The sequence below is a fragment of the Rhodococcus sp. R1101 genome (assembly GCF_000278445.1).
Lineage (GTDB): Bacteria > Actinomycetota > Actinomycetes > Mycobacteriales > Mycobacteriaceae > Rhodococcus > Rhodococcus gordoniae.
Map to the genome: position 1 here is coordinate 1 of NZ_AJVB01000723.1, position 1,328 is coordinate 1,328.

Genomic DNA, 1,328 nt, shown 5'->3' on the forward strand with positions numbered 1-1,328 from the left:
GACGTCTCGCCCGAGTCGCTGACCATCGAGGCCACCGGTACGCGGTCCAAGCTCGATGCGCTGCTGCGCATGCTCGAACCGTACGGAATCCGCGAGATCGTCCAGTCCGGTGTCGTGGCGGTCGGACGCGGTCCGAAGTCCATCACGGCTACCCGTTAGCCTTAACACACCCATACTTTCTGAAAGAGGTAATCACTGTGGCAGTCGAGATGTTCTACGACGACGATGCCGACCTGTCGATCATCCAGGGTCGTAAGGTCGCCGTCATCGGCTACGGCAGTCAGGGACACGCGCACTCGCTGAGCCTGCGCGACTCGGGCGTCGACGTTCGCATCGGTCTGAAGGAGGGCTCGAAGTCGCGGGCCAAGGCCGAGGAGGCCGGCCTCACCGTCGGTACGCCCGCCGAGGTCTCGGAGTGGGCCGACGTCATCATGGTCCTCGCCCCCGATACCGCACAGGCGTCGATCTTCACCAACGACATCGAGCCCAACCTGAAGGACGGCGACGCCCTGTTCTTCGGCCACGGCCTCAACATTCACTTCGGTCTCATCACCGCTCCCGAGAACGTGACCGTCGCGATGGTCGCCCCCAAGGGCCCCGGCCACCTCGTGCGTCGCCAGTTCGTCGACGGCAAGGGCGTTCCGGCGCTCATCGCCGTCCACCAGGACCCCAAGGGTGAGGGCCAGGCGCTCGCGCTGTCCTACGCCAAGGGCATCGGCGGCACCCGCGCCGGCGTCATCAAGACCACCTTCAAGGAAGAGACCGAGACCGACCTCTTCGGTGAGCAGGCCGTGCTCTGCGGTGGCACCGAGGAACTGGTCAAGACCGGTTTCGATGTCATGGTCGAGGCGGGCTACGCCCCCGAGATGGCCTACTTCGAGGTCCTCCACGAGCTCAAGCTCATCGTCGACCTCATGTACGAGGGTGGCATCGCCCGCATGAACTACTCGGTGTCCGACACCGCCGAGTTCGGTGGCTACCTCTCCGGACCGCGCGTCATCGACGCCGGCACCAAGGAGCGGATGAAGGAGATCCTGAAGGACATCCAGGACGGAACCTTCGTCAAGCGCCTCGTCGCCAACGTCGAGGGCGGCAACAAGGAACTCGAGGGCCTCCGCAAGGAGAACGCCGAGCACGGTATCGAGGTCGTCGGCAAGCAGCTGCGCGACCTGATGAGCTGGGTCGATCGCCCCATCACCGAGACGGCGTAAGACCTCCCGATCCGGTCACGGCGGCCCGGTACCCCCTGCGGGGTGCCGGGCCGCCGTCGTCCGTGCGATCGTGAGCAGGTGATGTCGTGAGCGATGTCGCCCCACGGGCGAAGGCGG

General features: G+C 65.7%; 1 protein-coding gene and 1 pseudogene. Both read left to right on the forward strand.

Features of this window, described 5'->3' with window-relative positions:
- Positions 1-159 (forward strand): annotated as a pseudogene (locus R1101_RS28490) (acetolactate synthase small subunit); the annotation flags it as partial.
- A gap of 50 nt (positions 160-209) precedes the next feature.
- Positions 210-1,211 (forward strand): ketol-acid reductoisomerase, encoded by a 1,002-nt coding sequence (ilvC, locus tag R1101_RS0123610; RefSeq protein WP_016935634.1) that lies wholly within the window; start codon positions 210-212, stop codon positions 1,209-1,211.
- The last annotated feature ends 117 nt before the right edge of the window (positions 1,212-1,328 follow it).

Coding starts and splice junctions, on each gene's coding strand:
- ilvC (WP_016935634.1), top strand. CDS start 210: ATGTTCTACGACGACGATGCCGACCTGTCGATCATCCAGGGTCGTAAG.